The 25,905-nt window shown below is 42.2% G+C and carries 29 protein-coding genes; 9 read left to right on the top strand and 20 right to left on the bottom strand.

Annotated elements, in window-relative coordinates; translation table 11 throughout:
• The 18 genes from DU53_RS10860 to DU53_RS10780 form a co-directional block, all read right to left on the bottom strand.
• A complete protein-coding gene (locus tag DU53_RS10860; RefSeq protein WP_015869401.1) occupies nucleotides 1-1,134 on the bottom strand; it encodes an extracellular solute-binding protein in 1,134 nt (377 codons plus the stop codon).
• Nucleotides 1,131-3,470 carry a xanthine dehydrogenase family protein molybdopterin-binding subunit gene (locus DU53_RS10855; protein WP_015869400.1) on the bottom strand — a complete coding sequence of 780 codons (2,340 nt, stop codon included), beginning with the start codon at nucleotides 3,468-3,470 and terminating at the stop codon, nucleotides 1,131-1,133. Before DU53_RS10855 ends, DU53_RS10860 begins: the two co-directional genes overlap by 4 nt.
• Entirely contained in the window at nucleotides 3,463-3,936 is a 474-nt protein-coding gene (locus tag DU53_RS10850) for a (2Fe-2S)-binding protein (protein WP_015869399.1), read from the bottom strand. The genes DU53_RS10855 and DU53_RS10850 overlap by 8 nt, the downstream gene beginning before the upstream one ends.
• Nucleotides 3,933-4,769 (bottom strand): xanthine dehydrogenase family protein subunit M, encoded by an 837-nt coding sequence (locus tag DU53_RS10845; protein ID WP_015869398.1) that lies wholly within the window; start codon nucleotides 4,767-4,769, stop codon nucleotides 3,933-3,935. The genes DU53_RS10850 and DU53_RS10845 overlap by 4 nt, the downstream gene beginning before the upstream one ends.
• Nucleotides 4,753-5,604: a xanthine dehydrogenase family protein subunit M gene (locus tag DU53_RS10840; protein ID WP_015869397.1), complete on the bottom strand. Its 852-nt coding sequence runs from the start codon at nucleotides 5,602-5,604 to the stop codon at nucleotides 4,753-4,755. The genes DU53_RS10845 and DU53_RS10840 overlap by 17 nt, the downstream gene beginning before the upstream one ends.
• Before the next feature lie 23 nt (nucleotides 5,605-5,627).
• The gene (locus DU53_RS10835; protein WP_015869396.1) at nucleotides 5,628-6,395 is read right to left on the bottom strand and encodes an XdhC family protein; all 768 of its coding nucleotides are present in this window, start codon (nucleotides 6,393-6,395) and stop codon (nucleotides 5,628-5,630) included.
• A complete protein-coding gene (locus tag DU53_RS10830) occupies nucleotides 6,349-6,972 on the bottom strand; it encodes an NTP transferase domain-containing protein (protein WP_041288744.1) in 624 nt (207 codons plus the stop codon). The genes DU53_RS10835 and DU53_RS10830 overlap by 47 nt, the downstream gene beginning before the upstream one ends.
• A gap of 4 nt (nucleotides 6,973-6,976) precedes the next feature.
• Complete coding sequence (locus tag DU53_RS10825) at nucleotides 6,977-7,447, bottom strand: (2Fe-2S)-binding protein (protein WP_015869394.1); 471 nt, start codon at nucleotides 7,445-7,447, stop codon at nucleotides 6,977-6,979.
• Complete coding sequence (gene thrC / locus DU53_RS10820; protein WP_015869393.1) at nucleotides 7,431-8,690, bottom strand: threonine synthase; 1,260 nt, start codon at nucleotides 8,688-8,690, stop codon at nucleotides 7,431-7,433. The genes DU53_RS10825 and thrC overlap by 17 nt, the downstream gene beginning before the upstream one ends.
• The gene (locus DU53_RS13060; RefSeq protein WP_235599824.1) at nucleotides 8,687-8,992 is read right to left on the bottom strand and encodes a 4Fe-4S binding protein; all 306 of its coding nucleotides are present in this window, start codon (nucleotides 8,990-8,992) and stop codon (nucleotides 8,687-8,689) included. Before DU53_RS13060 ends, thrC begins: the two co-directional genes overlap by 4 nt.
• Nucleotides 8,976-9,773 (bottom strand): dihydroorotate dehydrogenase, encoded by a 798-nt coding sequence (locus DU53_RS10815; RefSeq protein WP_235599823.1) that lies wholly within the window; start codon nucleotides 9,771-9,773, stop codon nucleotides 8,976-8,978. The genes DU53_RS13060 and DU53_RS10815 overlap by 17 nt, the downstream gene beginning before the upstream one ends.
• Nucleotides 9,774-9,792: 19 nt before the next feature.
• Nucleotides 9,793-11,097 carry a putative aminohydrolase SsnA gene (gene ssnA / locus DU53_RS10810; protein ID WP_015869391.1) on the bottom strand — a complete coding sequence of 435 codons (1,305 nt, stop codon included), beginning with the start codon at nucleotides 11,095-11,097 and terminating at the stop codon, nucleotides 9,793-9,795.
• Nucleotides 11,098-11,099: 2 nt separating this feature from the next.
• Nucleotides 11,100-12,467, bottom strand: coding sequence for a dihydroorotase family protein (locus tag DU53_RS10805; protein ID WP_015869390.1), 1,368 nt, complete (start codon nucleotides 12,465-12,467; stop codon nucleotides 11,100-11,102).
• Nucleotides 12,464-13,453, bottom strand: coding sequence for an ornithine carbamoyltransferase (locus DU53_RS10800; RefSeq protein ID WP_063728637.1), 990 nt, complete (start codon nucleotides 13,451-13,453; stop codon nucleotides 12,464-12,466). Before DU53_RS10800 ends, DU53_RS10805 begins: the two co-directional genes overlap by 4 nt.
• A gap of 12 nt (nucleotides 13,454-13,465) precedes the next feature.
• Entirely contained in the window at nucleotides 13,466-14,665 is a 1,200-nt protein-coding gene (locus tag DU53_RS10795; RefSeq protein ID WP_015869388.1) for a YgeY family selenium metabolism-linked hydrolase, read from the bottom strand.
• A 103-nt stretch (nucleotides 14,666-14,768) separates the two neighbouring features.
• Nucleotides 14,769-15,743, bottom strand: coding sequence for a radical SAM protein (locus DU53_RS10790; RefSeq protein ID WP_015869387.1), 975 nt, complete (start codon nucleotides 15,741-15,743; stop codon nucleotides 14,769-14,771).
• Nucleotides 15,744-15,757: 14 nt separating this feature from the next.
• Entirely contained in the window at nucleotides 15,758-16,597 is an 840-nt protein-coding gene (locus DU53_RS10785) for an NAD(P)/FAD-dependent oxidoreductase (protein ID WP_015869386.1), read from the bottom strand.
• Complete coding sequence (locus DU53_RS10780; protein ID WP_082853928.1) at nucleotides 16,573-17,094, bottom strand: cysteine hydrolase; 522 nt, start codon at nucleotides 17,092-17,094, stop codon at nucleotides 16,573-16,575. The genes DU53_RS10785 and DU53_RS10780 overlap by 25 nt, the downstream gene beginning before the upstream one ends.
• Before the next feature lie 236 nt (nucleotides 17,095-17,330).
• Between DU53_RS10780 and DU53_RS10775 the strand changes: the two genes are divergently transcribed.
• A complete protein-coding gene (locus tag DU53_RS10775; RefSeq protein ID WP_015869385.1) occupies nucleotides 17,331-18,686 on the top strand; it encodes an 8-oxoguanine deaminase in 1,356 nt (451 codons plus the stop codon).
• Between the two features lie 133 nt (nucleotides 18,687-18,819).
• On the opposite strand, the gene DU53_RS10770 is transcribed toward DU53_RS10775, so the two are convergent.
• Together DU53_RS10770 and DU53_RS10765 are read right to left on the bottom strand one after the other, a co-directional pair.
• A complete protein-coding gene (locus DU53_RS10770) occupies nucleotides 18,820-19,587 on the bottom strand; it encodes a DegV family protein (RefSeq protein WP_082853927.1) in 768 nt (255 codons plus the stop codon).
• A gap of 94 nt (nucleotides 19,588-19,681) precedes the next feature.
• Nucleotides 19,682-19,882 (bottom strand): cold-shock protein, encoded by a 201-nt coding sequence (locus DU53_RS10765; RefSeq protein WP_015869383.1) that lies wholly within the window; start codon nucleotides 19,880-19,882, stop codon nucleotides 19,682-19,684.
• Between the two features lie 333 nt (nucleotides 19,883-20,215).
• Between DU53_RS10765 and DU53_RS10760 the strand changes: the two genes are divergently transcribed.
• Genes DU53_RS10760 through DU53_RS10725 form a run of 8 tightly spaced genes read left to right on the top strand, consistent with a single transcriptional unit; the run spans nucleotide 20,216 to nucleotide 25,903 of the window.
• The gene (locus DU53_RS10760; RefSeq protein ID WP_015869382.1) at nucleotides 20,216-20,707 is read left to right on the top strand and encodes a Na+/H+ antiporter subunit E; all 492 of its coding nucleotides are present in this window, start codon (nucleotides 20,216-20,218) and stop codon (nucleotides 20,705-20,707) included.
• A complete protein-coding gene (locus DU53_RS10755; RefSeq protein ID WP_015869381.1) occupies nucleotides 20,704-20,955 on the top strand; it encodes a cation:proton antiporter in 252 nt (83 codons plus the stop codon). The genes DU53_RS10760 and DU53_RS10755 overlap by 4 nt, the downstream gene beginning before the upstream one ends.
• Nucleotides 20,952-21,296 carry a monovalent cation/H(+) antiporter subunit G gene (gene mnhG, locus DU53_RS10750; protein WP_015869380.1) on the top strand — a complete coding sequence of 115 codons (345 nt, stop codon included), beginning with the start codon at nucleotides 20,952-20,954 and terminating at the stop codon, nucleotides 21,294-21,296. Before DU53_RS10755 ends, mnhG begins: the two co-directional genes overlap by 4 nt.
• A complete protein-coding gene (locus DU53_RS10745; RefSeq protein ID WP_015869379.1) occupies nucleotides 21,293-21,535 on the top strand; it encodes a hydrogenase subunit MbhD domain-containing protein in 243 nt (80 codons plus the stop codon). The genes mnhG and DU53_RS10745 overlap by 4 nt, the downstream gene beginning before the upstream one ends.
• On the top strand, nucleotides 21,532-22,287 hold the full coding sequence (locus tag DU53_RS10740; RefSeq protein WP_015869378.1) for a Na(+)/H(+) antiporter subunit B: 756 nt from the start codon (nucleotides 21,532-21,534) through the stop codon (nucleotides 22,285-22,287). The genes DU53_RS10745 and DU53_RS10740 overlap by 4 nt, the downstream gene beginning before the upstream one ends.
• Nucleotides 22,284-22,625 carry a sodium:proton antiporter gene (locus DU53_RS10735; protein WP_015869377.1) on the top strand — a complete coding sequence of 114 codons (342 nt, stop codon included), beginning with the start codon at nucleotides 22,284-22,286 and terminating at the stop codon, nucleotides 22,623-22,625. The genes DU53_RS10740 and DU53_RS10735 overlap by 4 nt, the downstream gene beginning before the upstream one ends.
• Nucleotides 22,622-24,067 (top strand): complex I subunit 5 family protein, encoded by a 1,446-nt coding sequence (locus tag DU53_RS10730; protein WP_015869376.1) that lies wholly within the window; start codon nucleotides 22,622-22,624, stop codon nucleotides 24,065-24,067. The genes DU53_RS10735 and DU53_RS10730 overlap by 4 nt, the downstream gene beginning before the upstream one ends.
• Nucleotides 24,068-25,903: a proton-conducting transporter membrane subunit gene (locus DU53_RS10725; protein ID WP_015869375.1), complete on the top strand. Its 1,836-nt coding sequence runs from the start codon at nucleotides 24,068-24,070 to the stop codon at nucleotides 25,901-25,903. It abuts the gene before it with no gap.
• Nucleotides 25,904-25,905 lie beyond the last annotated feature (2 nt).

Here is a 25,905-nt window from a genome sequence, read left to right as displayed (position 1 = left end):
TCACCAGTTTGAATTCACGTAATTCTGAGCACTTTTCAATGCTTCATCAACAGAAAGGCTTCCAGAATAGACTGCCTGAAGCACCGTTCTCATCGTGCTGAAATAGAATGATTGGAATTTCAAACCGTTGTACATATACTGTCCAACGTTGAGGATATCATTTAGATCTTTAAGTTCCACTGGTACATCAGTTGCCCACATGGGTATTTTGTTGTATTCAATACAATAATCAATACTCCGGGAAAATAGGAACCTTAGAAAATCGATGGCTATATCTTTTTTGGAGGCATTGAAAATGGCGAAACCTTTTGAGTCAATTATTGGATTGACCCTTTTACCCTCGATCAAGGGGAATGGCAGCATCTTGAATCTAATTCCGGCTTCCTCAAAGTCCTTTGCAAGATAGCTTCCTTGAATTACTACCGCTATTTTTCCTGCTTCAAAAGAGCTTACCAGCGCACCACGATTGAGTCTGGTAAAGACTCCTTCATCAAAGAGATTTTTGATGTATGTTATAGCCTCAGCAATTGCTGGAGAATCAAATGTCGGTTTCCCATCTTCATCCCAGAGCTTTCCAAATCTCGTCATGAAGGGATAGAACACGTAAGAGGACATGAAATCCCATGCAACAGGAACAATATCAGTACCAGCAAATTTTTCCGCGACTTTTTTAAGATCTTCAATGGTGTAATCGAAATCGAGTTCAAGATCTTTGCTTTCAAGTAAATCAAGATTGGCGAAGACAACCTGCACATCTGCGTAGTAAGGAACGGCAACTAACAATCCGTTCACCGAGTACGGTTTGAGGTTTCTCTCTGGAAAAATCCCCAATGATTCAAGATCCGCTCTACCCAATTTCACCAGGAAATCTGAATTCGCTATTCTTTCGGTATTGGTGTCTTTAACCATTGAAATATCCGGCAGATTCCCTGTCCTAAGAGCGGTAAATAATTTTTTATCCAGCTTGGGAACATGTAATACCTTTACATCAATTCCCGTTCTTTCTGAATAAACCTTCGCAACCTCGGTGAAAAACTCTTCGCCTTCCCAGCTAATCCAGATGGTTAGTTCTTCAGCAAAACAGAAGGTAGCCACCAGGATTAACACAAGTGTTACCAGTAAAACTTTTTTCATTTTTGCTCTTTCTCCTTCTTTAAGATCTCAAAGAAGAGCTTTTCGCTTCTGAAAGGCGCTTCTCGGAGTCTTATTCCGGTTGCGTCAAATATTGCATTTGCAATAGCGGGGATTGGTGTATCAATACCAATTTCGGCAATACTCTTCGCCCCGAAAGGCCCTGTTGGCTCGTAACTATCGACAAGTCCACATTCTAACTCACCATAATCCAAACGAGATGGCACTTTGTAAGTAAAGAAGTCGTTTGTCAGCATACGCCCATTGTTAGAATAGATAACATCTTCATACAACGCCCAACCTATACCCTGCATTGTCGCGCCTTCCAGCTGTCCTCTAGCCTGTATCGGGTTAAGTGGTGTCCCACAATCTGCATAAGAAACCAATTTTACTATATCTATTTTTCCAGTATCCAGATCAACTTCTACCTCAGCAAAGGTAGCGAGGAACGGTGGTGGTGACTCTTCACCCACGTAAGAAGCAGTTGCTGCTATCTGCTTTTGTTCGAATGTGTAGAAGAGTTTTGTACAAAGTTCAGCATAAGTCACTTCTTTTCCACTCTTTTTGGATATCACCTTTTCATCTTTTACGTAAAGATCTTCGATGGGTTCTTCAAGATATTTTGAAGCACTCTCGATGATCTGTTTCTTTACCTCTTCTGCTGCTTTTCTCACAGCGTTTCCAGATACGTAGGTCGTACTGGAAGCATAAGCGCCAGTATCGAAAGGCGTCATATCAGTATCCGAAGAGTAAACGATTATCTTCTCAACCGGAACGTCTAAAACCTCAGCAGCTATTTGTGCCATTATTGTATCGCTTCCAGTTCCAAGATCTGTGGCACCTATAAGAAGATTGAAGGATCCGTCATCATTCATTTTTATGGTCGCAGCAGCCATGTCTATTTTTGCTATTCCAGATCCCTGCATTGCAATTGAGCATCCTACACCTCTAACTTTATTTCCGTTTCTTATCGCCTTTCCGTGCTTTTCATTCCAACCGATGGCCTTTTTGCCCTTGTCGATACATTCCTGAAGTTTACAGCTTCTCACTATCTGGTCTACGCCCTCACGACCTTCACCCATTATCTTGAATATAGGTGAAGTTTCACCTTCCCTGATAGAATTTTTCTCCTTAACCTCAAGAGGGTCAAGACCAAGCTCGTGAGCCAGTTCATCAATTGTACAATCCAATGCAAATAGCCCCTGAGGAGCACCATAACCTCTGTAAGCACCTGCAGGTGGAAGATTCGTGTAAACTACATCACCGACAAATTTAACAGCATCAACTTTGTTGTATAACGGAAGGGTCTTAGAACCGGCAACCATAAAGGTTGTTAGAGCATGTTCACCATAAGCTCCTGTATTTGATAGTCCTTCCATCGATATAGCTTTTATCTTTCCATCACTGGTGGCACCAACTGTTACTGTGAATTTCATTTCATGCCTGATATTGGTAGCCATGGAGACTTCCGGGCGTTCGTAAACGATTTTCGCTGGTCTACCGGTTTTCAAAGTGACAGCCACAACATAGGCTTCTTGATGAATTGCCTGCTTGCCACCAAATCCACCGCCTATTCTTGGTTTTATAACACGTATCTTGGAAATAGGAATTTCAAAAATTCTGCTGATAATTCTTCTTACATGGAAAGGTACCTGCGTTGAAGAAACTATAACCAACCTTCCATTCGAGTCATAGTAACTTGTAGCGGTGTGAGGTTCCAGCATAGCGTGAAGCTGGGTGTTAACATAGTATGTTCGAGTAATTACTTTGTCGCATTTTTTGAAGGCATCGTCCAGATCGCCAATTTCCATCTCAAAGTGAGCTGCAATATTTTTTTTCGGGTCAAAAGCACCAGAAATATCTTCTTCATCATGTATGATAGGTGCATCTTCTTTCATTGCTTCTTCGAAATTGAGTATAGCAGGCAAGATCTCGTATTCAACTTCAACGGCATTAGCTCCAAGAATTGCAGCTCTTTCCGTTTCGGCAGCAACAATTGCAACTGGATCACCAACGTACCTGACTTTCCTATCAAGAACAAAGGTATCATAAGGTGATGGTTCAGGATATCCCTGACCGGCTCTCGTAAAGGCAATTCTCGGAAGATCTTCATAGGTAATGACCGCTACAACTCCAGGAATTGCAAGAGCTTTGGTTTTATCTATTTTCTTTATTATGGCGTGAGCATGAGGACTGCGGACTAGTTTGACATGAAGAGCGTTAGGAATATCCAGGTCTCCTGCATAAACAGGTTTTCCTCTAACTAAACCTCTTCCATCTACTTTCTTTATTGATTTATTTATCACTTTGAATTCTTTGCTATTCAGGGTTTCAAACATTCTCATCACCCCTAAGACGTTTTGCTGCTTTTTTGATTGCTCTGGTTTGGGCTTCATAACCGGTACAACGACAGATATTTCCGTTCAAAGCTTCCCTGATCTCCTCTTCTGTGGGGTCAGGGTTCTGTTCAAGAAATGCTTTAGTTGTCATTGTAAGTCCCGGAATACAAAAACCACATTGAGATCCACCTTCTTCAAGAAGGGCTTCCTGAATTGGATGTAGCTCATCATTTTCATTCAAGGATTCAACGGTTTCTACGCTTTGGCCATCAACAGAAGCTGCAAAGGTACTACACGACAGAATTGGTTTACCGTTGAGCAACACCGTGCAGGTTCCACAGCTTGCTGAGTTACAGCTTCTTCTCACACTCTTATATCCAAGTCTTCTCAAAACATCCAGAAGCATTTCTCCTGGATCAATTTCGACTTCATGAAGTTTTCCATTAACTTCTAGACTTATCCTCATGCTATCATCTCCCGAATTTCCTTTGCTGCTCTTTCTGCCAAAACAGAGGCCATGTGCCTACGGTATTCTTCTGTGGCGAGGAAATTACTGCCGCCTTCAAAATGCTCAAAAACTAATGGTTTAACGTGCTCTGGAACTTCCTCAATTTTTAACCCCTTGAGGGCTTGTTCAACCTTTTCGAAACGCTTTGGGAAGTGCGGACGTGAGCCTATAACCACCCGCGAGCTTTCCACAATTCCTGAATTTAGTTTTAATGCGAGAGCAAAATTAACGATGGCAATATCGAATGATGATTTCGACAGTTTCTTGAAAGAGTAGAGATAGCCATCTTTGGGCAAAATAACGTGGGTTATGATGGGCTTACTGTACCTATCCAGCTTGTTGAAATCTTCGATATCCATGTAACGATAGCCTTCTTCTCCAAAAGTTTTAAGTTTGGCTCCAGCAGCCAAAAGACAGGTTGTTACATCAGACCAACCAAGCCTCGGTGCAACGGAGCCACCGATAGTCGCCATGTTACGTATTTGCCAACTTCCAACAGTTGCAAAACTTTTGGAGAAAAAATTTCCGAAAAATGTGGAGATCAAATCAGACTTTCTAAAGTCTTCTATGGTGATATTAGCACCAACACTCAAACCATCTTCGGTCTCTTTTATCTCGGCTAGTTCTTTGATGTTCTTGAGATCAATTATTACTTCGACAGTGGTCGATTTCATGAGGGAAACCGTTGTTCCACCTGAAAGAAGAATGGAATGTTTTCTATCTCTGTTCAGCATCTCAAAGGCCTGTTCAACCGAAGTGGGTTTCAAAAATTCTTTAACATTGAGGAGCACATCTCCCCCTCCTTTCATTCCAGAGTTCTATGATCTTAGTGATCAGATTTTTGGTAACTTCTTTTCTGTACCAAGCGGAAGCACGAATATCACTAATAGGAGTTACATATTCCATACAATAGTCAACGAATTGTTCCAGTTTTGTTCCATCAATTCCTTCTCTTTCGAAATATCTTTCAGCTTTATGAGCTCTAACCACAGTAGGAGCTACTGACCCGAATGCTATCCTAATTTTGCTTTCCTTCACAAGAGCCCCCACTGAGGTAACGGAAATAGCCATCGCGTTTCTTTGGCCAACCTTGTAGAAAAATGGGAACCATTCGCCAGTTTTTTCAAAAACAATCGCCCGTACATATTCACCTAAGGAGAGCGTTGTTTTTCCAGGGCCAACAATGAAATCCTCTATATCCTGAGAACGTTCACCTTTAGGACCTCGAATTACCACCTTTGCATTTGATAGATAAAGAGCAAGTATCGAATCGCCAGCAGGTGAAGCGTTCACCACGTTACCTACCAGAGTTCCTTTGTTCCTTATCTGCGGACTACCAATTTCTCTGACCGCCATTGTAAGGATCTTCGCATCTTTTTGTAATAACTCTGATTCCAGTATCTGAGTGTGTGTAACCTTACACCCGATCCTTATCCTATCACCAAGATCTTCAATTTCATCCATTCCCTTGAGCTTTGAAAGAAGAACAACCTTTTCTGGTTTTTCTCTATCAGCGCGTATTTTCACCATCAAATCAGTTCCACCAGCCATGATTTTTACATTATCTTCCATGAGAGCCATCATAAGTTCGTCTTCTGTTTCCGGCAGTATTACCTTAAAAGCCACATAAACACCCCCGGTCTCTATAATTATTGTTTTTCGTTTTTTACCTTTACTATTTCAGCGGCAATGGCTATTGCTATTTCGCCAGGTGTTTGAGCACCTATCTCTATCCCTATCGGTGTCTTTACGCGTTCCCACGCTTCCTCTGTATAGCCTGCTCTAAACATCCTCTCTTTAAGTTCAGAATTTTTCTTATTTGAACCAATCAGTCCAATGTATCTTGCTTTTGAAGCGAGACATATCTGCAAAGCCTCGAAATCTTTGGTGTGCCCTCTGGTCAACACAACACAGAAATCCCTCGCTTCTATTGTCGGAAAGCTCCCGGGCTCGTCGTAATTGATTTTTCTGTAACTACAGATTTTATCAAAATTTCTCAGGAAGTTCTCATTGTCATCCATTACCACCACATCAAAATCAGCAGCTACAAGTATTTTTGCAACCCTTTCTGATAACTTTCCGGCACCAAAGATGTATACCTTCGGTGACGGGCCAACGTAATGAAAAAAAACCGATGTACGTTCACCACAGGTTGCCCCCCATAGGGCCGCGACACTTCTATGCTCTATGTATGTTTCCATAAAACTCATAGACGTCTTCATCGCTTTTGTCATATTGGCTTCGAGAAATCTCCTGAATTCTCCTTCAGCTTCTCCATAAAATTTCCCGGCATAAGTCATTCCAAAAACCTCTCCTTCCATTCTTTCGCTGGAGGTTTTTGTATTACAAACAGTCGCGATAACAAAAGGTTCATCGAGACCTATGAGTATCTCCCATAGCTTTCTCGGGTCTTTCAATGGTTTTCAACGCCTCCTTAAAATCATTTTCAGTATCTATGTCAAAACAATGCCTTTTCTGCCCTCCGAGCGGTATAAAAGCTGACTTGTTATCATTAATAAGAACCGACGCGCCTCTGTCACCGTGGAGTTCCATGATCCTTTTGAAGAATTTACCGGGAATAAACGTTGGAAACCCCTTTTTCCCTTCGTGCACGAAACTGATAATCTTCGGATCTTCTGGCACTATTCTCTTTCTTATCTCTACAATGTCAGAAGAGTAGATAAAAGGCATATCTCCCAGGGTTATAAAAATCCCTTCAGGTTCTTCTAATAGGAACGCATTAAAACCAACTTTTAGGCTCGAAGAGATACCATAGATATGGCTGTGATTTAGAACCATCTCGTAACCTGAAAAATCAAATCTCTCTACCGGAAAGTCAGGTCTCACAACAACTACTTTTTTGTAACACGGGGCATCTTTCAAATTATCCAGAACAATCTGAAGCAGCGGTTTACCATCGAACTCTTTCAGGAGTTTATCGGTACCAAACCGCTTTGCTGATCCTGCAGCCAGTATAACGAGCCCCGTTTTCACGTTTTTATTCACCCTTTTCCAGTTTTTCAGATGCCAATTCAACAGCCTTTATGATCTTGTAGTAACCGGTACATCTGCAAAGGTTTCCCTCAAGGGCTTCTTTTATTTGTTCCTCAGACGGTTTTGGATTTCTGTCCAGCAACACCTTAGCCGACATTATCATCCCGGGGGTACAGAAACCACACTGCACACCACCAGCTTCTATAAATGCTTCCTGTACAGGATGTGGTTTTCCATCCTTCGACAATCCTTCAATAGTCCAGACATCTTTGCCATCAAGTTCGACGGTAAGCATGAGGCATGAGTGCACGTTACGCCCATCGACTATGATGGTACAGGCACCACATTCTCCTTCACCACAACCTTCTTTGACTCCCGTCAATCCCATTTCATCTCTCAGAAAGTCAAGTACCCGCATATCCGGCCTTATATCGACTTCTACGGGCTCACCATTCAACTTAAAGCTTATCTTCATCCAATCCCTCCCTGATTTTCTCAACGTTAGCAGGAAGCTTTTTAAGCTCTTCGAGAACCCGAGCAGGTGCTTTCAAATCTTTAAGGCCATTTCCGGTAACAATCAAAGCTACTCTTGCGCTTTCCGAAATCTGACCAAGACTTTTCATTCGTTTGAATCCTGCAAAAGCAGTTGCTCCCGCCGGTTCAGCAAAAACGCCGGTTCCCCTTGCAAGTTCGATTATACTATCCAGGATTTCCTTATCTGAAACCTTCACAAAGAGGCCACCGTTCTTTTTTGTATACTTACAGGCTTTTATTACGTCTCTTGGCTTGCCTACAGCAATGCTATCCGCTACGCTATGTGCGTCTAAATCAGCAGGTGTGAAAGGCTCTCCACGTTCGTATGTATCTATAATGGCGGAAGCATTCTCGGCCTGAACACCTACGATCGTTGGAATCCTTTCGATGATTCCAAGTTCCTTCAAATCCATAAAGGCCTTATAGAAACTGCTCAAAACGGTACCATCACCGACAGAAACGAAGACAAAGTCAGGAAGATCCATTCCCGTTTGTACCGCAAGCTCAAGCGCACCTGTTTTCTTTCCTTCAAGTAGATAGGGATTTATCGCACTGTTTCTGCAATACCAACCTTTTTCCATACCGACGATCATCGATATATCGAAGGCTTCATCGTAACTACCATCTATCGCGAGAACCTTTGCACCGTATACCTGCAGCTGGGTCAGTTTGGCTGCTGGTGCCGACGCGGGAACAAAGATAACGCTCTTCAAGCCCGCGGCAGCGGTGAGCCCTGCCAGAGAACTCGCTGCGTTGCCTGTCGAGGCACAAAAAACGGTATTGTAACCTTTTTCCTTTGCTTTAACAACAGCAAGGGCACTGGCTCTGTCCTTAAAGGAAGCTGTCGGGTTTCTTCCATCATCCTTTACCAGGACCTCAGCAACGCCATATTTTCCTGCAATTTTATCAGCCCTATACAAAGGTGTGTTCCCCACAAGAAGCGGAGGTATAAGTTCGTCAAAATTTTCGGGAAGAGGAAGTAGGTCGGAAAATTGCCAGATCCCGCGTTCAGAAAACGTTGACCAACGGGCATCTTTCAGCCTTTTTTTCAGAATCGAAAAATCGTATATAACTTCAAGTGTTCCCAGTCTTGGTCCGCAATCAGGGCAAGTGTATTCAACTTCCTCTGGTGAATATTCCTTTCCACAGCTTATACACCGAAGCAAGTAGTTGTACTTAATCAAAAAAGAACACCTCCGATGGCTTTTGTTGGACATTTGGTCTGACATAGGCCACAACCAAAACAGGCTTCCTCATCCACAATAACCTGTTCTTCCATACTCAAAGCAAAGTAAGGACACACTTCAACACACACGCCACATTTGACACACTTGGAATGATCAATTTTCGGTGTTCGTTTTTCGTATGATACCTCAGGATTAGAATTCGTCGCAAGGCCTTTTATTTCATTTATACTGTTGTACCCAAGTGCCTCTAATTTTTTTGGAAGATCAGCGATTATTTTTTTGTTAGATGCTCTTTCCATAGAGTAGAGCACCTGAAAGAAGCTGAACAGCGGAAGCACCGGCCATAATAAAATCGATGACGTCATCAGCAGATGATATACCGCCTACACCGATGATTGGCAAATTACAGCTCGAAGCCACCCGTTTTACCATCGCCAGAGCAATTGGCTTGATCACTGGTCCGGAAATCCAGCCAAAGCCATGTGTGCTACCTAGAGGTGACGATTTTAATTCGCGGTAGAGTGGATAACCCGGTCCTAAAGAGTTAATGGCAACTATACCATCCCCACCAGCTTCTTCAACTGCTTTTGCCATGACCTCAGGTTCAGGTACCGACGGATCAAACTTCAGGAATACAGGTTTATCCGTATGCTTTTTAACCGTCCTGATGAGATGTTTCATGAGCTCTGGATCATCCGCCACATAATGTGTGGAAAGCTCAAAAGCGTCGGCAAGATCGTCGAACATTGGTACCAGGACCTCAAGATCTTCCACGGTGTATCCCAGACTGACTATCAATGGAAGAGAGCTTTTTTCTCTGAATTTTGGTATGAATTCACCTTTCCACTTTTCAGGTGGATATTCCGTCCACAACTCGGTATTCATAATATAGTTTTTTCCTGCAATTATACAGGGACGTGGAACCTCAGCAGCTTTTGTAGATATCGTCTTGGTAACCATGGCACCAAGCCCAAAATCTGTAAGGGCAAGCATCTTCTGGTCGTCCCCGGTCAACGGCCCTGAAGCGGGCATTACCGGATTTGCAAGCTGCAGACCGGCTATCTTCGTTGTGAGATCCAATTTAATCCCTCCCATACTTTTACAGCCTTTTCCAGAGTTTTTCAGCAAGCTTTCTTGCTTCTTTGTAGAGCTCCTCCTCAGATACTCCGACAACCTTTTTATTCTTTAGAACATGTTGTCCTGCAACAAACGCATCGGTTACATTGAGGTTGTCGATAATTCCAAAAAAGAAATGCCCCAGGAAATTCTCAGCACTCAGTGGTGTTGGATTATTGTAATCGATCACTATCATATCAGCAGCGTAACCCGGTTCTATCTTTCCAAGTTTGATACCAAAGGTGTTCGAAGCTATTTCGTAATTTGTCGAGAAGAAAGTCTTCGCTAAATCGTCAACGGAAGACACCCTGGGATCACGCTTCAGATGATGAGGTGTGAGGATGAAAAACCTCAAATCATGAGACAGGTTAAATCCGAACCCATCGTTTCCAACACCGACGTTGAGCCCTTTTTCAAGAAATTTTGGCCAATAGGAAATTCCAACCCCATTGTTAATATTTGACTGAACGTTAACGACAATATAAGAATCACTTTCTTTTATCAAATCCACTTCCGAATCATCTACATGGATACAGTGGGCGAAAATTGATCCGCGAGCCAAAAGCCCATGTTTATGGAAGCGTTCTATTATTCGAACTCCATAACGATTTACGCTCTGTTCTTCGTCCTCTGGCCCTTCAGCAACGTGCACATGAACGGGTATCTTGCCTTTTACAGCATTTGAAACTCTTTCGAGGGTATCATCTGAAAGGGTAAAGCTCGCGTGAAGTCCAAAGTATCCCGCACGGAATTCATTTCTCGTTTCAAAGAAATCGAGATTTTCTTCTATACCGAAGCGTGTAGCATCTTCCCCGTCTCTATCGGAAACCTCGTAACAGGTAGCACAACGAAGGCCAACTTCGTTGACAGCCTTTGCTATCTGCTCAAGAGAACCCTTTATCGAATTTGGTGACGAGTGATGATCTATAACGCTCGTTACTCCAGCTTTAAGAGATTCCACTGCTCCAATTGCAGCACTGAGTCTCACATCATCGAGAGTTAATTTGCGATCAAGTCTCCACCATAGTTGCTCCAGAAGTTCAGCGAAAGAATTTGGATCAAATCTATCCAGAAACATTCCGCGCGCAAAAGTCGAATAAAAATGAGTATGTGCATTAACAAATCCCGGAAGAAGAAGCTTCCCACGAAAAGATAGTATTTCTTCCCCTTCAAGAAAATCCGGATTTCCTTCGCCAATCTCGATTATTTTTCCATTATCGACCCTGACAAAGCCTTCAGGAATGTATCTTCCGTTATTGGTAAAAATCGAAACGTCTTTGATGAGCATTTTTATCTCCCCCAGAAAAATTCGCTTCTTTTCAGGAACTTTCCATTTCCTTCATCCAGCAAGATGGTCGAACCGTCGAAGGCGAGTTTTCCTCTTAATAATGTATATTTGACTCTACCTTTCAGTTCAAGATCTTTGTACGGCCAATACTCAGCTTTACCGTAGGCAGGATCCTGCACTGTAAATCTCTCATTCGGATCAACCACAGTAATATCGGCGTCGGTTCCGGGAAGGAGTGATCCTTTTTCAGGATAAACCCCCATATACTTCGCCGGGTTTTTGCTGAGTAGCCGAACAACCTTCGATAAATCCCCGCCAAGCAGCGTGTTAACCACACTATATGTGATACCAAGGGAAGCGATACCGTACGGAACCGAGTCGAGCTTTCCGTCACTTTCTGTTTTTTCTTCTACAGTAAATGGACAATGATCCGTTCCAACAGTGCTGATGAATCCTTTTCTCAATGCACGAACCAGAAGTTCACTCTCTTTTTCGCTTCTGAGCGGTGGACAGAATGTATATAAATATCCGTCTTTTCTTTTTAAAAGTTTTTTGTTCAGCGCTAGATACTGCGGACACGTCTCAAATACTATATTATCTCTGCTAATTACAGCAAAACTCTCAATCCAATTTACCGTTTCACCGCTTGAAAGATGAACGATATAGGCCTGACCCTTCGCCTTAGTGGCAAGAAGAGCAACCATTATTACTGCTCCAATCTCACTCTCAGTTGCACGGATATCAGAAAGATATTCGAAGGTTCCCGGATATTTCTTCGAATTTATTTTTATAAGTTCATCGTTTTCCGCGTGAACCATTACAACGCTTCCTATTTTTCCGGAACTCTTCAACAGCTCGTAAAGGTATCCATCATCGGTTCTTCTATTTGTATCACCGTAAGCTGTAAAAACTTTTATCGTTGGACAGCCTGTTTCCACAGCCAGTTTCGAAACCTCTTCAGGAGATAGTTTGACATTTCCACCAAGGGTTATGTGAAGCCCGTAATCGATTTTGGATACGGAAGCATCCTTTAGCCTTTCTGTTAAATTCTTCATGAAACCTTCGTAATCGTAAATGGGCTCTGTAAAATCGAAGATGGTGGTCACACCACCCGCCAGAGCAGCGTCAGAGCCGGAAGAAAAATCATCGGTTGAACTATAACGCCCGAGCCTTAAACCAAGATGAACGTGCGGATCTATAAATCCTGGAAGAATAAAAAGGCCAGAGCAGTCCAGAGACGCTCTGGCTGGATGATATGCATTCTTTGGAGTTATATCCGCTATCTTTCCTTCGGAAATATACAAATTGGCAGCATAGAGATCTGCGCCATCGCAGACCTCCCCGCCAATCAGTACAAGATCATATTTCACGGCCTACCACCCATGGTTAAAGCCATAACAGCTTTTGCGGTGTGCAGGCGGTTTTCTGCTTCGTCTATGACGATTGACTGTGGACCATCAATGACTTCATCAACAACTTCTCTTCCTCTATCTGCTGGAAGAGCATGCATGTAGACAGCGTGCTTCTTGGCGAGTTTCATTCTTTCAGGTGTACAGATCCAGTCTTTGTGCTTTCTGACCTCTGCCATAATGGTTTCTGGATCATCGGAAACAAAGAAGCCGCCCCATGATTTTGGAATGACGATATCCGCATCTTTGAAGGCTTCATCCATATCGTGGATGATCTCAAATTTCGCGCCTGTTTCTTCAGCGTTCTTCTTCGCCTGTTCAACTATCTCCGGCATTAGATCGAATCCCTTCGGGTAAGCAAGGGTTACGTCCATTCCATAACGCGGGAAGAGAAGGATTTGGGACTGTGGTACTGAAAGAGGCTTCAGATGACTTTCAGCATACGCCCATGTGATGGCCACTTTCAGCCCTCTGGTGTTCTTACCAAATCTTTCCTGTATTGTCATTAAATCAGCGAGAACCTGCATTGGATGATAGAAATCGTCCTGAAGGTTCAAAATAGGAACATCCGAATACTTTGCGAGGGCTCTGAGGTAATCATTTCCTATCTTGTATGCACAATGTCTCACGGCTATTGCGTGGCCATACCTTGAAAGTATCTGAGCGGTATCCTTAGCGACCTCTCCATGGGCTGTTTGCATAACCTTTGGGTTCAAGAAATGCGCGTGGCCTCCGAGTTGAGTTATACCAGCCTCTATCGAATTACGTGTTCTTGTGCTTTCATCGAAGAAGATCATAAAAACTGTTTTGTAAAGAAGCCAGGGTGTGAGCTCGCCAACAGCAAAGCGTCTTTTCAGATCTGCTGCCAGATCCAGCATGAGATCAATTTCTTCTTTTTTAAATTCCTGTGTGGTGATGAAATGCTTTCCTCTGAGCATGCTTCCCATAACTAACCCTCCTTAAAGTTCTTTTGAAAGTTTCAAAGGTAAATAAGCATACATTGCAGCTGCCTTAACAAGATGATCAACAGGTACCTGATCCTTTGGGCTGTGCGCATAGATTTCATTCGCAGGCCCAAATCCTATCGTAGGTATTCCAAACATTCCTGCGGTAGCAACGCCGTTTGTTGAAAAAGTCCACTTATCAACAAACGGCTCTTCTCCAAATACTTCCTTATAAGCCGCTACTGTTTTCTTCACAATCTCATGATCTTCATCCATTACCCATGTTGGGAAGTATTTCTTTGTAGGATACTCGACACCTGTATAAGAAGGCCTTCTGTATTCGAGTTCTATAATTTCGGCTTCTTCTCCGGCTCTTTTGATCGCATCCTCGAGTTCAGCGATAACAGTCTCTCTGGTTTCTCCTGCGGTAAGTCTTCTATCAAGCTGAATTACACATTCATCGGGGACAGCATTATGAGATGGAGATTTGAAGAAAATTTGGGTGACCGCTATCGTTCCTTTTCCAAGGAATGGGTCATCTTTTAGTCTGTCGTTTAGCTTTTCTATTTCCTGAATTATTCTGCTCATTTTATATACGGCATTTATACCCCGTTCCGGAGCGCTAGCATGGCAGGAAAGACCGACTGTTTTTATCTGAAGCTCGATCCTTCCCCTATGACCTCTGTAAATATTCAAATTGGTTGGCTCTGTTATAACCACGTAATCCGGTTTAATTCGGTCTTCTTTGACGATGTACTGCCAGCACAAACCGTCGCAATCCTCTTCCATTACTGTTCCAGTAACATACAGCGTGAAGTCACCCAAAAGCCCAAGTTCTTTCATTACCTTAACGCCATATACCATCGAAGCCATACCGGCCTTCTGGTCGCTTGCGCCTCTTCCATAGATTATCCCGTCCTTTAAAACCGCTTCAAAGGGATCTACTTCCCATAAATCAGGGTTTCCAACCTCTACTGTGTCGATGTGAGCGTCCATGGCGATGATCTTACTTCCGTTTCCAACTCTTCCCAGAACATTTCCGAGGCCATCGATAATAACCTCATCAAATCCTACCTTTTCCATTTCTTCTTTGATTCTGAGTATAACGTCTTTTTCTTGGGCAGAATAGCTTTTGGTCCTTATTAAATCCTGCATGAAATTCGTTAGATCTTCACGATATTTTTCCGCTGTCTCCAGAAGTTTTTTCCCTATCATTCAATCATTCCTTTCTACGAAAATTTTAGATATTCACTATTTCTTTTTATTATACTTGCAAACATCTACACCGTAAAATCTTAATAGAGGCCAAAGATGACCTTTATGGTTGTGAAAAGCTCTTGTTTTCATTCAGACTCATTTTGTTATAACTATAAGCCTCAAAAAGCTCCATATCCGACGAGAGGTGCTTTTTTACATACTGTCCACAGTTGCTTCCTATTTTATTTTCTTCAAGCTCTCCGATACTCAAAATCACATCGTATCCACTTTTTTCTAAAGCCTCCAGTAACCCTGGATGATGAGGAAGCCGATTATCAAATACATCTACACCGGATACAATGCCGTTTTCTTTCGCTGAATACGTAGGATTTACCGGTGTGATTTTGATGAGAAACTTCTCGGGATCGAAGTGTTTGATTATTATCCCTGGGTCAACAATGTTGTCTTTTGAAAGAGCAAAATTCAATGTTATCTTTCTATCTCCTTCTTTGACAAATTCCTTTCCATATTCCGCGATTTTTTCAAGGTGCCATTTTGGAACAGGTATTATTTCGTTTCGTTGCCTTAGATCTGTAGAATGGATGGAAAACTGTAACTGAAATCTTCCCCCGTAATGCCGTTCTTTTATCCAATAAAGCCTTTCAAAAAAAGCTTCCCTTCCTTTGGGAGCTATAGTTGATACAGAGGGAAGGAGGCCCGGAGCCTCGAACTCTTCTGGCAATCTATCAAGAACATCGATAACAGCATCGTTGAAAGCTGGTTCTCCCATCCTGGCGAACTGTATTTTGAACTTCTTTGATGGGACCTTTCTTCCACCAAATCTAAAGTTTACGACATATTCGATTTGTTCCAGCATTTCCTTGGCGGTAAGCTTTCCACCGTAAAAGCCCCCGGCATCACACATAGAACAACCAACAGGGCATCCAACAAGGGTTGAAATTATTATAACCTCTTTCTCATTCCTGGACAGTGGAGGCTGAATGGACTCTACAAATTCCACCTCGTTTCCCATCGAAGTTCGCCCGACGAACACTAATGCAAGTTCCTTCTTGCCGTAACATGCCACCAATTCCATGTGCAAGTTCCTCCCTACGAGTTACTCAGCCCGATAATATCCATCGCAGCGGCAACACCATCACCAATTGCAATTGAGATCTGTCCCAATCTTCCCCTTTTAGCATCACCACACAGGAACAGATTGGTCAATGAATCAGAATGCAATCCTTTAAGAAGGGCAAGATTAGGTACTCTCCCGATACTGATCAGAAAATAGTCAACGACGTATATTCCCCTATCAGTACGAGCACCATACCAATTATCCTCTATCTTCAAGATTTCAACAACAGGTTCTTTCAAATGAACCTCGACAAAATCATTTGATATAACCTTTTTTAAAAGGCGTTTAGCCACATTCTGAGGTTCTTTTTTTGTAAACAAGTGAACACGATTTCGATTTTTAGTAAGATTCAATGCACTATCGTAGGCAGCTTCTCCCGAACCTATAACGGCTATCGTTGAGTTTTTAATATGGCGCATTTTTCTGACCTCATAAAACGTTCTTTCTGGCACCTCAAAATCCGGCATGGTTCTGGGAACCGTTCCTGTTGCTAGAACCACGTACTCTGAAACTACCATACAGTCATTCGCTTCGAGAATGAAAAAGTTATCTTGATGTTGAATCTTATTTATTTGAGACATATTCACTACAATTTTAAGTCTTTGAAGATGTTTTTCGAGCTTGTTTGCAAACTCTTCCCCAGTTAACGGATCAAACCCTGGTACGTTCTCTATAAGGTTGGCATTTTTGACTGTTCCCCCGATTTCTGACTTTTCGTAGATTTCAAAGTCAACACCTGCATGTTTCAGTTGTATCGCACAAGAAATCCCGGCGGGACCGGCACCAATTATTGCGACTTTTGTTCTAAACATTCAATCAGCTCCCCGGTTGTGATCAAAGTAGAAAAACCATGTGCCAGCGTTACAAGTCCTGAAAGATGAAAAAGATCGTTCCTGGAACCTACAGCGTCCATTATCACTACTGGATTGAATCCTCTAACGAAAGCGGATCGGACAGTACTGCCCACACACAGATGAGTCATCACTCCACAAACTAACAATTGGTCTACTTCGAGTTTGCGAAGCAGATTCTCAAGTTCAGTTTTATAAAACGCATCATAGGAAGTTTTAACGATCACAGGATCATTTTCAGGACTAATAAAGAGTTCCGATAATGAGCATGTTTCATCCATCACGTGATTCCACCACTTTTTCATTGGACCATCTTTTTCGTCCACATGTCTTGTAAAAATCACCGGTATTCCTTTTTCCCGGCAACTTTTCACTATTTTCTCTATTTTTGGGAAGATTTTTTTCGAGATGGTTAAGTGAACAGGAGATTTTCTATCGAAAAAAAAAACGTTGCACATCTACAACAAGAAGCGCAGGATTTTTTAATGCCAAAAAAGGATGACGTATTCTTAACTCCTCTATTTGTTTCTGAATGACCTCGTAATCAAAGGATCCGTCTTTCCCGCCGAAATTACTCAATCAGAATTCACTCCTTAAAAACTTTTCAAAGAAAGGGCTTTATTAGTATTTTGCCATGAAATAGAATATTTTGCTTTACGGTGAGAAATGATAAAATTTTAATGGAGGTGAAAATGTGAAGACTATACTCAAAAATATCAGCTATCTTGCTACAATGGACAATTCGATGTCAGAACTTACCGATGCGTACATAGTCATCGACAACAATATTATCACTGCCGTTGGTAGTGGAGAAGCTCCAAAAGGTGATCGTGAGTTTGATATGTCCGGGCGTGTGGTGCTTCCGGGATTTGTTAATACTCACCATCACCTTTATCAATCGCTTTTCAGAAATGTACCCGCTGTTTCATCCGCCAAACTTTTCGACTGGCTCGTTTATCTGTATGAACTGTGGAAAAATATAGACAACGAAGCTGTTTACGTAAGCGCTGCGGTGGGAATATATGAAATGATGTCCACAGGTGTTACAACCACCACCGATATGCTTTATCTTCACCCGAAAGGAAAAGAAAGGTTCATAGATTCTGAAATTGAAGCTGCTATGCGTTGCGGCGTAAGGTTCCATCCAACGCGCGGTTCAATGTCACTTTCCAAAAAAGATGGGGGGCTCCCCCCGGATTCAGTGGTTCAAACGGAAGAAAAAATTATCGAGGACTCCATTCGTTTGATTGAGAAGTACCATGACAAAGATAAATACGCTATGGTAAGAATCGCCCTTGCTCCCTGTTCACCGTTCTCGGTTACAGAAGAATCGATGATTAAAACACTCGAACTAGCTGAAAAATATGACGTATTGTTACACACCCATCTTGCCGAAACCAAGGATGAGGAAGAATATTGTCTCGAAACCAAGGGATTGAGGCCAGTCGATTACATGGAAAAAATAGGATGGCTGAATCCCAGAGTCTGGTTCGCACACCTTGTGTGGCTTTCAGATGAGGATATAAAGAAACTTGCAGATAATGACTGTGGAATGGCCCATTGTCCAACTTCCAACATGAGGCTTGGCTCCGGAATAGCTCCGGTGAAAGAAATGAAGGAAGCGGGAATCAGAATCGGGCTGGCCGTTGATGGAAGTGCTTCGAACGACACGGGTAACATGTTACACGAAATAAGAAACGCCATGCTACTTCAACGTGTTTCAAAAGGTGCGGATGCACTCACTCCACGCGATGTCCTTTACATGGGAACGATGGGCGGCGCAAAAGTTTTGAGGATGGATGATTATATTGGTTCAATAGAACCGGGTAAAGCAGCAGATATTATTGCATTCGATCTGAACGTCCTCTCTCTTGCTGGCGGTCTGGCGGATCCAATAGGTGCAATCGTCATGTGTGACCCCGGTAAGGCAGACTTCGTCATGATAAATGGAAAAGTGAGAATTGAAAATGGAAAGATCAATGATACCGAACTTCCGGAACTGATAAGAAAACAGAACGAGATATCACACAGACTATTAAACCAATCGTAAAAAGTTAAAGCTCCCCATCAGGGGAGCTTTTTAATAATCCCCTATCAAAACCGCAACTCCAACCAATCCACTTCCGGCATGAACCAGCAACGCTGAAGAAAGTTTTCCGGTCAAAACCATTTTAGGTTTCAATTCATTGAGCTTTTCCTTTATCTGTTCCGCGTATTTTTTTTGTCGCCGGATCATCACCAGAAATGTAAACAGCGATAGCTTCTATACTTTTGTTAAATACAAAATTCATCACTTTTTCCATAACAAGCTTGACTGCCCTATTCATTCCCCGAGCTTTTGCAACAGTGTAATATATTCCATCCTCGTCAATGGATATAACGGGTTTTATTTTCAACAGTTCGCCTACCGTTGCACTAACCCGTCCTATCCTCCCACCAGCTTTCAAAAATTTTAAAGTTGGGATGGCAAAATAAACACCTATTCTGTCTTTCAATACCTTTTTCAACTCAGCAACAATATCTTCAAATGCCATCTTTTTCTTCTCTATCAGCTGCAATGCCTTATAGATAAGCAGCCCTGAACCGATGGAAATACTCCGAGAATCAATTGCAGCTATCTTGACAGGATATTTCTCCATAACGCTTTCGCCAGCTATTCTGAAGAGGTTGTATGTCCCGCTCAAGCCACTTGAAATATTGATCGAAATTATCTCGCTGTATCCTTTTTCGATCAAAGACACAAAGGCTTCTTCGACCTCGGATTGGGGTGGAAGTGAGGTTTTTGGAATCTTTTCCTCCATATAGCTCAGCAGCTCTCCTTCGCTGATTTCAATACCATCACGATAACTCTTGTCATCCAAAACAACTCGCAACGGCACCACTCTTACATTTTCCTTATTTTTAAGTTCTTCAGGTAAATCCGTCCCTGAATCGCAAACAATTCCTATCATATTTTCATCCCCTTAAACAAAGATGCTACTCTAAAATCATACCACAATAAAAAAGCGTCCACCTACTGGTGGACGCTCTTAATAACCGCAACGATTATCTGATTGGTTTAACATTTATCGCCTGAGGACCTTTTGGGCCTTCGCCAATCTCGAACTCGACTCTCTGACCTTCATCGAGAGTCTTGAATCCGTCGACTTCAATAGCTGAAAAATGAACAAACACGTCTCCACCTTCGTCCTTGGTGATGAAACCATAACCCTTACTGCTGTTGAACCACTTAACTGTACCTGTCATCGATTTGTTTCCTCCTTGAAACTACCTTGCACATATTGCAAAGTTAATATTCTATCCCTTGCGGGACAACCTACTATACCACGGAGACTCAAAAGAAACAAGTAAACAATAAGTAAATCTGTTTAAAAGTTTAACGCTTCATCGCCACAAGAATTTCGACAAGTTGCACGTTGGCAGCTCCACGAAAAGCTCGGTACACTTCTCTCTATATTGTGTTTATGTAACATTTTCCATTGCATCTCTAGCAATCAGGTTACTACCGTTACCGGGTTATGGTATCATATTACTGTAAAAAACGTGCATAATTTCACAAATTCACAAGGAGGTACCGAGATGGCCAGAAATTATATCTCCGTAATTTTAGTTACTTTTCTAATCTGGCTTGGACTCACAGCAAGCTTTGCACCAGGGGAAATAATAACGGGATTGGCAGTTTCCATGATAGTCGCTCAGCTCTTGGGCAGGTACGCACGATTTAACCTCCGAGTCGATCTCCCCATCCGCATTGTGAAATACCTGTTCATGTATCTTCCGCTGTTCATAGTCGAGATGATAAAAGCAAATCTTGACGTTGCACGACGCGTTTTGAATCCAAAACTTCCCATTAACCCGGCTATCGTGAAAATCCCCACGAACCTGAAAGGAGATTTCTCTAAGCTAACTCTCGCCAATTCTATAACGCTGACTCCAGGCACATTGACTGTAGATATGGATGAAGAAAATCTCTACGTTCATTGGATCGATGCTAAAAGTCTCGATCCCAATGAAGCAAAAAAGATTATCTCTGAAACCTTTGAGCGCAAGATTGGGGGGATATTCGAATGATTTTGTTTATCTTCCTTGTGCTTGTTGCTTTAGGCTTTATTCTGGCTTTATTTAGAGTTTTTGTTGGTCCAACAGTTCCAGATAGAATCGTTGCACTCGATACACTCAACGTTATCGTTACCGGCGCAATCGCGTTGTTCGCGCTGATTGAGAATAATGAACTGTTTCTTGATATCGCTCTGGCTTACGCGATACTGGCGTTCCTGGAAACTGTTGTTGTAGCCAGATATCTGGAGGGGAGAAAATGATTTTAGATGTTATAGGTTACATATTACTGGGTGTGGGATCCATTTTTTACCTCCTCGGTGGGCTTGGAATTCTCAGAATGCCGGATATATACAACAGATTGCAAGCAGGAGCGAAAGCAACAACCCTTGGTGCATTTTCTTTCATTCTTGGAGTTGGTTTGATCAGGCCTGAATGGCTCCTCAAAAGCATCATAATAATTATCTTCATTGCAATCACCAACCCCGTCGGGAGTTCTGCATTGGCTCGCGCGGCACTGAAATCAGGAATAAAGCCGGTGAAGGGTACAAATCTTGACGCCTATCAGCCGGAAAATGATATTGAGGATGGTGATAAAACATGACCGTTCTTTCATTTATCATCGGTGTGATAGTCATCGTTGGGGCTATTATAGCCATAGAAACGAAAAATCTCCTGACTTCTGTTGTTATGCTCTCACTTGTGAGCCTTCTATCAGTGGTTTTATTCATCTTTATGAAGGCGCCTGATGTTGCCATCACTGAAGTTTCCGTTGGTGCAGGCCTTACGACAGCCATATTCCTCCTCACGTTGAAGAGGATTGGAAGGAGAGAGTCGAAATGAAAAGGATAGTTGCAGGGTTACTGGCCTTTCTTCTCCTCTTGATTTTCTTTAGTGTTTTGGATACGGACGGAACATATGATGGAATTCCAAGTTTTGGAAAGGTGAATCTTCAAGAAAGAGTTTCAGCACGTTATATCTCCAAAAGTGTAAATTCTCAGGAAGAACAGATAATCCGTTATGGTGAAACCAAAGACCCGGAAAGCGGCGAGGCAAACATTGTCACTTCTGTTGTTGTCAACTACCGTTCTTTCGATACTCTTGGCGAGGTTACCGTTCTTTTCCTGTCGGCTGCAGGTGTTGGTTTTTTCCTTGGCTCCGGGTTGAAACGACAGAGCTCCTCTGTTCCGATAAATCCAATTGTTAAGTTAGCTTCCCAACTTATAGTTCCAATCCTGGCAGTTTTTGGTGCATACATCTTCATTCACGGACATTTAACGCCTGGTGGCGGATTTCCCGGCGGTACAATTATAGCCACCATAGCACTCTTAACACTACTTGTAGATGATAAAAAACTTCTATCTCCTTTCCTAAAAGTCTTTGAGGGACTGGCTGGCCTTATGTATGTTGGCATTGGCGTTATCGGCCTGCTGGTTGCCGGTAGCTTCCTCCAGAATTTCCTGCCAACTGGAACTGTCGGAAATCTGTTGAGTTCAGGAGTTATCCCAATTGTTTATTCCATTATTGGCATAAAGGTTGGTGCCGAATTGTCTGGAGTCATTGGAGACTTCTTCTCTGAGGGGGGAGCAAAATGATACAGTATTTTTCCATCATTTTATTTGTATTGGGAATCTACGGATTACTTACACAAAAAAACCTTGTGAAGATGGTTGTCTCTCTAAACATTATGGATGTTGGTATAAATCTATTCATAATTTCTTTAGGCTATGTTGATGGTGGCAAGGCCCCTATACTTTCACCCTGGACACCAGAAAGCACATTGAATTTTGTCGATCCTTTACCACAGGCGCTAGTGCTTACCGCGATTGTGATTGGCGTTGGGATCACCGCTCTTGCACTTTCTTTGATCATAAAAATACACAGAACATACGGTTCTGTCGATCTGGATGAAATAAGGGGGAATGTCAAATGAACCCGGTTTGGTTGATTGCTGTTCCTCTTTCGTTAGCTTTCCTTGGGATATTTTCCGGTAACATATCAAGAATCCTTTTATGGATTGCCGCAATTTCAAACAGTATCATCAGTATAAAGATTGCTACGATATCAGGCACCACAAGCTTTGTAATAGGTGGGTGGAAACCACCTTTTGGTATAAATCTTGTGGTAGATGATGGAACAAAATTGATAGTTGTCGCGGTTAACATTATCTTTCTACTGGCATTATTAGCAACTTCAACTGAAAAACTGAAATCATCTTTAAAGCTTTCAGTTGTCTATATGCTTTCTCTCGCCGCTTTGAACGGGATCGTATTGACCGGTGATCTTTTTAACCTCTTTGTGTTTTTAGAGATCGCTTCCATTTCCGCCTACATCATCGCTGCAAGTTCACAACGCAATGAAAGCAAATTCGCAGCGTTTAAATACCTCATTATTGGTTCTGTTGGTTCCGCTTTATATCTTCTTGGAACATCTATGCTTTACGCAACCTACGGAACTCTAAACATGGCAGACATTTCTCAACACATGAAGACAGGCATGATACATCCCAATGTTTTAACCGTTGTCAGTCTCCTTTATCTTTTTGGACTTGGAGTGGAAGCAAAATTATTCCCTCTCAACGGCTGGGTTCCAGATGTGTACTCTTACGCTTCACAAAGGGCAACTACCATTCTGGCGACAGCTTTTCCGGTTGTCATGATTTTTGCCTTCTCAAGGATCTTTGTAACTGTTATAGGTTTTGGAGAGGTTCAAAGTTTGATAATAATTCTTGGGTTGCTCACGGTGGTAATTGGCGAAGTCATTGCATTTAGCCAGAAAAAATTAAAAAGAATGCTCGCTTATTCGAGTATAGCTCAGGCAGGGCTCGCACTTCTGCTGATCGGGATTGGAACTGAAAGTTCGATGACAGGCGCTTTCATGCTGTTGATAAACAACTCGATTTCCAAATTGATCCTCTTCTCCATAGCTGGATATATAATCTCTACAATTTCCGATGACTCTTTTGAAAAGGTAGCGGCTTTCGCAAGTAAATCCCGAATCTCAGCTTTGTTGTTCACAGCAGGAGCGCTCTCTGTAATCGGAATGCCCCTGTTTTTTGGATTCAGAGCTAAATTGCTGATAATCGAATCGACCATAAGCTATAACCTCTGGGTACCAGTCGTTTTCCTTGTAACCGCTTTAATAGAAGCTGTTTATTATTTTAGATGGATTTTCAACATCTATCGACCAGATACCGCCGATAGTATACACAAAAAATTGCCAGTAAGAACGCTGATAGCAGGTTCGATACTCGTTGTCATGATAATTATTCTAGGAATAGCTTCACAAGGAGCTTTTGAAGTATTTGAAAAAGCTGGAACAGCCATACTCGATAGCTTATCCTATGCTTCTACGGTTCTTCTGGGAGGGATTTGAATGAGTTTAACCGTTCTCCTGACAATTAGTTTGATATCAGCACCGATTCTATACCTTCTGGCAAAAGTAAACAAAAACTTCGCATATACGGTTTATGCGTTGATACAGCTTTTCGCATTTTCTGCGATATTTTTTAACTGGATCTATATTCCCGAGCATTCGGGATTGAGAATTTTTTCCAACCTCGAACTGACGTTCAATGCCTCTATCTTGAATAGATTTTTTGCCTCAGTTACTATGCTAATAATCTCAATGACTGCGGTATTCATGCTTTCGATCAAGAAAAAGAAAGAAATGAAGTTAATGCTTTTGAGTCTTGTAAGTACCGGTGTAATCGGAAGTATGCTATCGAATGATTTCCTGACATTACTTATATTTTGGGAGTTAACAACATGGTCCTCATTGATCATGATTGTCCTCGATAAAAAGATAGCCTGGAAGGAAGCTCTCAAGTATGTAGCAGTCGGTTCAATAGGAACCTATTCAATGATGTACGCAGTATTTCTTCTTTACAACCGCTTTGGAACGCTCATCTATACAGATGTTGCAAATGAACTTATGAAAACTTCTGGAGGATTTCAACTGTTAATCTTCATTTTATTAGCGGTAATGGCTTTTGCAAAAGCTGGAAGTTTTCCATTGCACATCTGGTTGAGGGGAGCACATTCCTCCGCTCCGGACGAATTCAGCTCTATACTATCAGGAGCTTTAACGAAAATGGGAGCTTTCTTGATGTTCATCGTCGTTGCGGTACTTCCATCGACTAAATTTTTTGCATGGATGCCTGAGGTTCAGGGAATTCCGCTGCCAAACTATATACTCGCCCTTCTAAGTGGCATCTCGATAATCGTCGGTACGGTGATGGCAATCCGAATGGAAGACGCCAAGCAATTGATCGCTTTTTCTACAGTAAGTAATTCCGGATATATTTTGATGGCACTAGCCATAGGCGGGCCGTATGCCACTGCTGGGGGATTGATGCATGTTCTAAATCACGCGCTTGCCTCTTCAGCTATGTTTCTCGCCATAGCGGCTGTTGCTCATCGAACAGGAACAACTAAGATGCACGAAATGGGTGGTTTGATTTTCAGAATGCCTTTCACTTTCACGGCTTATCTTGTAGCAATAATCTCCATTGCCGGGATACCACCAATGAGTGGCTTCGCTTCGAAATGGTTGATATACCAACAATTGGTACGTAATGGTTTACCATTCCTTGCTTTTATGGCGTTCTTTGGAAGCATCGGTTCTTTCATGTACGTGTTCAAACCTCTTGCCGGCATATTCCTTGGACAGTTGAAACCACAACATAAGAACATAAAAGAGGCACCGATACCGATGCTGGTATCTATGATGGTTCTCACTCTTCTAACGATATTCTGGGGAATACTTCCCAGCAACGCTATATCATTCACGAATAAAATAAGTGAACAGGTTGGAATCGCCACGATAAAAACAACCTTTTCTGAAATCTTTGCTTCAACCGGAAAATGGGATTCAATCATAGTTGTAACGGTGTTCACCATAGGTTTTGTTATAGCATTTGTTATAAGTGCTCTCGCAAAGAAGCCAAAAAAGGTAGATTTAATGGATACATACACAGGTGGGGAGTTCATTTACACTGCGGAACTCTATCACTTTTCTTACAAAATGTACCGTTCATTCGACAGAATGTTCGAACGCTGGCCTTTGATGGAAAAATGGCTTGAAAATACGTCTTATAAACTGAGAGAACTTGGAGCCTTTTTCCGTAGCCTCTTCTATCCTTCAAGCCCACAAGGCTATGTAACTTTGAGCATTCTTGCAATACTAACAGCCTATTGGTGGTTGAGGTGATA

It is taken from the genome of Kosmotoga sp. DU53 (assembly GCF_001639905.1).
Lineage (GTDB): Bacteria > Thermotogota > Thermotogae > Petrotogales > Kosmotogaceae > Kosmotoga > Kosmotoga olearia.
This window is presented reverse-complemented; position numbering and strand designations above follow the sequence as displayed.

Coding starts and splice junctions, on each gene's coding strand:
- DU53_RS10860 (WP_015869401.1), bottom strand. CDS start 1,134: ATGAAAAAAGTTTTACTGGTAACACTTGTGTTAATCCTGGTGGCTACC.
- DU53_RS10855 (WP_015869400.1), bottom strand. CDS start 3,470: ATGTTTGAAACCCTGAATAGCAAAGAATTCAAAGTGATAAATAAATCA.
- DU53_RS10850 (WP_015869399.1), bottom strand. CDS start 3,936: ATGAGGATAAGTCTAGAAGTTAATGGAAAACTTCATGAAGTCGAAATT.
- DU53_RS10825 (WP_015869394.1), bottom strand. CDS start 7,447: ATGAAGATAAGCTTTAAGTTGAATGGTGAGCCCGTAGAAGTCGATATA.
- DU53_RS13060 (WP_235599824.1), bottom strand. CDS start 8,992: ATGGAAAGAGCATCTAACAAAAAAATAATCGCTGATCTTCCAAAAAAA.
- ssnA (WP_015869391.1), bottom strand. CDS start 11,097: ATGCTCATCAAAGACGTTTCGATTTTTACCAATAACGGAAGATACATT.
- DU53_RS10800 (WP_063728637.1), bottom strand. CDS start 13,453: ATGGGAAGCATGCTCAGAGGAAAGCATTTCATCACCACACAGGAATTT.
- DU53_RS10795 (WP_015869388.1), bottom strand. CDS start 14,665: ATGATAGGGAAAAAACTTCTGGAGACAGCGGAAAAATATCGTGAAGAT.
- DU53_RS10790 (WP_015869387.1), bottom strand. CDS start 15,743: ATGGAATTGGTGGCATGTTACGGCAAGAAGGAACTTGCATTAGTGTTC.
- DU53_RS10785 (WP_015869386.1), bottom strand. CDS start 16,597: ATGTTTAGAACAAAAGTCGCAATAATTGGTGCCGGTCCCGCCGGGATT.
- DU53_RS10780 (WP_082853928.1), bottom strand. CDS start 17,094: ATGTGCAACGTTTTTTTTTTCGATAGAAAATCTCCTGTTCACTTAACC.
- DU53_RS10770 (WP_082853927.1), bottom strand. CDS start 19,587: ATGATAGGAATTGTTTGCGATTCAGGGACGGATTTACCTGAAGAACTT.
- DU53_RS10765 (WP_015869383.1), bottom strand. CDS start 19,882: ATGACAGGTACAGTTAAGTGGTTCAACAGCAGTAAGGGTTATGGTTTC.
- DU53_RS10760 (WP_015869382.1), top strand. CDS start 20,216: ATGGCCAGAAATTATATCTCCGTAATTTTAGTTACTTTTCTAATCTGG.
- DU53_RS10755 (WP_015869381.1), top strand. CDS start 20,704: ATGATTTTGTTTATCTTCCTTGTGCTTGTTGCTTTAGGCTTTATTCTG.
- mnhG (WP_015869380.1), top strand. CDS start 20,952: ATGATTTTAGATGTTATAGGTTACATATTACTGGGTGTGGGATCCATT.
- DU53_RS10745 (WP_015869379.1), top strand. CDS start 21,293: ATGACCGTTCTTTCATTTATCATCGGTGTGATAGTCATCGTTGGGGCT.
- DU53_RS10740 (WP_015869378.1), top strand. CDS start 21,532: ATGAAAAGGATAGTTGCAGGGTTACTGGCCTTTCTTCTCCTCTTGATT.
- DU53_RS10735 (WP_015869377.1), top strand. CDS start 22,284: ATGATACAGTATTTTTCCATCATTTTATTTGTATTGGGAATCTACGGA.
- DU53_RS10730 (WP_015869376.1), top strand. CDS start 22,622: ATGAACCCGGTTTGGTTGATTGCTGTTCCTCTTTCGTTAGCTTTCCTT.
- DU53_RS10725 (WP_015869375.1), top strand. CDS start 24,068: ATGAGTTTAACCGTTCTCCTGACAATTAGTTTGATATCAGCACCGATT.